Source organism: Sphingopyxis sp. KK2, from assembly GCF_001990265.1.
GTDB lineage: Bacteria > Pseudomonadota > Alphaproteobacteria > Sphingomonadales > Sphingomonadaceae > Sphingopyxis.
This window is the reverse complement of sequence record NZ_LYVN01000244.1, coordinates 1-2954: the sequence shown is the minus strand read 5'-3', so window position 1 is coordinate 2954 and position 2954 is coordinate 1. Positions and strand designations below refer to the sequence as shown.

The following is a 2954-nucleotide window of genomic DNA, read 5'->3' as shown; positions in this document are numbered from 1 at the left end:
CAGTCGAACCTGCCGAACTTCATCGCCGCCGACCCGCCGGTGCACACCGCGCAGCGCAAGGTGATCGCCCCAGCCTTCAACCCCAGCCAGATGGCCGAGCGCGAGAAGGTGGTGCGCCAGCGGACGCGCGAATTGTTCGATGCGCTGCCGGCCGGCGAGACGTTCGACTGGGTCGAGAGCGTGTCGGTGCCGCTCACCATCGGGATGCTGTGCATCCTGTTCGATTTCCCGTGGGAGGAACGCCACGACCTCAAGCGCTGGTCGGACTATGGCGGCAATGTCTCGCCCGAGACCGCGACCGAGGAATATCGCGCCGAGTGGATGGCGCAGATGACCGCGATGCTCGCGCGCTTCGACGCCGAATTCGCCAAGCGCAAGGCGATGCCGCCGACCGACGATTTGCTGTCGCGCATGGTGCACAGCGATGCGATGGGCAGCCTCAATCCGATGGAGCGGCTCGCGAATATCGCGCTGCTGATCGTCGGCGGCAACGACACGACGCGCAATTCGATGAGCGGGCTGGTCGAAGCGCTGCACCTCTATCCCGCCGAACTCGAGCGGCTGCGCGCCGACCCGTCGCTGATCCCCAATGCGGCGCAGGAGATCATCCGCTGGCAGTCGCCGGTGACGCATATGCGGCGCACCTGCACGCGCGACGTCGAGCTCGGCGGGCAGCAGCTGCGCCAAGGCGAGAAGGTGATCCTCTGGTATATTTCGGCGAACCGCGACGAGGGCGTGTTTCCCGATGCCGAAGTCTTCGACGTCGGGCGGGCGAATGCGCGGCGGCACGTCGCCTTTGGCCATGGCATCCACCGCTGCGTCGGGGCGCGGCTCGCCGAGATCCAGCTGTGCACGCTGATCGAGGAGATCGTGAACCGCGGCATCCGGGTCGAACCCGCGGGCGACGTCGAGCGGCTGGCGAGCCCCTTCCTCCATGGCTTCGTGCATATGCCGGTGCGGATCGTGCCCGGCTGACGCGCTGTCTTTCCAACTCGGAAAATTATCACTTGCCAAGTCGGAAAGTGACGCCCATATCTTTCCATATTGGAAAGTGAAGGAGCGGTAGCATGAACCGATCGAAGCGCAGGCGGCGCTCGACAGCATGGCCGAGGCAGAGGCCGAACTGGCGCGCAGCGGCCCCAAATATCCGTTGTGGCGGCATGCCGCCTTTGCCGCGGTGATGGCGACTTTGGTGCTCGGACAGGGATTCGGCCAGCCTTGGCAGGCGCTGATGCTCGTGTTCCCGATGGCGGCGGTCGCCTGGCTCGTCACCGACGATCGCAAGCGCTACGGCGTCTTCGTCAACGGCTATCGCAAGGGGCGGACGCTGCCGGTGACGCTCGCGCTCGTCGCGCTGATGCTCGGCGCGATGGGCGGCGAGATTTACGCGCGATTCAACGACGTCGGGTTGGTGGTGAAGCTGGCGATTGCGGGCTGCGCCTTTGCCGTCGCGCTGGCGATGAGCCTGTGGTGGACACGCATCTATGACCTCGAACTGCTCGGCGGGACACGCTGAGCATGGACGGGATCGACATGGTGCTGCACGCGCCGGCGCGGCTGCAGATCGCGGCGCTGCTGAGCAAGGTCAGCGAGATGGAGTTCGCCAAGCTGCGCGAACTGGTCAGGGTCAGCGATTCGGTGCTGTCGAAGCATCTCTCGGCGCTGTCCGACGCGGGCTATGTCGCGCTGCGCAAGGCCGCCGAGGGCGGGCGCCAGCGGACCTGGGCCTCGCTGACCCGAAGCGGCGACCGCGCGCTGGCGGCGCATGTCGCCGCACTGCGCGCGATCGTCGCGCATCTGCCGGTGGCGGCGGAGTAAGCTCAGGCCGCGACCGTCGCCGGTGCGCCGGCCTTCCACCGCGTGGCCGCCGCCGCGACGCGCTGGCCGAGCGAGCGCGCGGTGGCGCGGTCGCCGGCCTTGGGGGTGACCTCGGCGCTGTCGTTCGCGGCCTGCGCCATCGCGCCGATGAAGCTGCCGAGGCGGTTCTCGACATCGGTCGCGGCGGAGGTGTCGTCGTTGTTGCCCGGGTTCTGGCCGGTGCCGATCCACAGCATGCCGTGCTGCGCCGCGAAGATCGCGAGGCTGGTCAGCGTGTTGAGCTTGTCGCCCGAGGGCGAGCCCGAGACGGTGAAGGCGGCGGCGAGCTTGTCCTTCCACTGCTTGGTGAAATAGACGGCGGCGCTGGCGTCCATGAACGCCTTCATCGGTGCCGATATAGTGCCCATATAGGTCGGCGAGCCGAAGATCAGCGCGTCGCTTTCGGCCGCGACCGCGAAAAATTCGTCGAAGCCGGTCTGGCCGGGCTCGATCGAAAGCAGCACCGGGGTCGCCCCCGCCGCCTCGACCCCGCGCGCGACGTCGCCCGCGAGAACCGCGGTATGGCCGAAGCCCGAATGATAGATGATCGCAACCTGGGTCATGTCTGTCGTCCTTTGCTGCGCCGCGGGGAGGGTCCGAACGGCTTGCGGAGCGAGAGATGATAGGATAGGCACCAAAAGTGAAGTACGCACCTGTAGGTAACTGCCGAAATGATTGTTCCCGACTGGGTAGATAAAGTTGATCCGTGCGACGCGAATTGTCCGTCGCGCGAGATGCTCGACCTGATCGGCGACCGCTGGAGCCTGCTCCTGCTGCTGGTCATCGCGCAGGGCGTGCACCGCAACGGCGCGCTCAAGCGCCGCGTCGGCGGGATCAGCCAGAAGATGCTGACGCAGACGCTGCGCGCGCTCGAGGCGAACGGGCTGGTCGAGCGGCGTGACTTCATGACGGTGCCGCCGCATGTCGAATATCATCTGACCCCGCTCGGCGCCTCGCTGGGGCCGGCGCTGACGCCGCTGTTCGAATGGATCGAGATGCGCTTCGGCGATGTGCTGGCGGCACGCGCCGAGTTTGCGGGGCGCGAGGCGGCTTAGGGGCCACCTTGGCTCCCCTCCCGCAGGCGGGAGGGGTCGGGG

The 2954-nt window shown here is 67.3% G+C and carries 5 protein-coding genes; 4 read left to right on the top strand and 1 reads right to left on the bottom strand.

Translation table 11 applies throughout. From position 1 onward, the window contains the following. The 3 genes from B1A78_RS21240 to B1A78_RS21230 all read left to right on the top strand — a co-directional run. On the top strand, nucleotides 1–975 hold a 975-nt coding region (locus B1A78_RS21240; protein WP_077148838.1), incomplete at its 5' end, for a cytochrome P450. A 127-nt stretch (nucleotides 976–1102) separates the two neighbouring features. Next, nucleotides 1103–1516, top strand: coding sequence for a hypothetical protein (locus B1A78_RS21235; protein ID WP_077148837.1), 414 nt, complete (start codon nucleotides 1103–1105; stop codon nucleotides 1514–1516). 2 nt (nucleotides 1517–1518) lie between these two features. Continuing rightward, entirely contained in the window at nucleotides 1519–1818 is a 300-nt protein-coding gene (locus B1A78_RS21230; protein WP_077148836.1) for a transcriptional regulator, read from the top strand. Nucleotides 1819–1820: 2 nt separating this feature from the next. Here B1A78_RS21230 and B1A78_RS21225 read toward each other — a convergent pair whose 3' ends face one another. Then, on the bottom strand, nucleotides 1821–2420 hold the full coding sequence (locus B1A78_RS21225) for a flavodoxin family protein (RefSeq protein WP_077148835.1): 600 nt from the start codon (nucleotides 2418–2420) through the stop codon (nucleotides 1821–1823). 171 nt (nucleotides 2421–2591) lie between these two features. Between B1A78_RS21225 and B1A78_RS21220 the strand changes: the two genes are divergently transcribed. After that, on the top strand, nucleotides 2592–2912 hold the full coding sequence (locus B1A78_RS21220) for a helix-turn-helix domain-containing protein (RefSeq protein WP_256839766.1): 321 nt from the start codon (nucleotides 2592–2594) through the stop codon (nucleotides 2910–2912). Nucleotides 2913–2954: the final 42 nt, after the last annotated feature.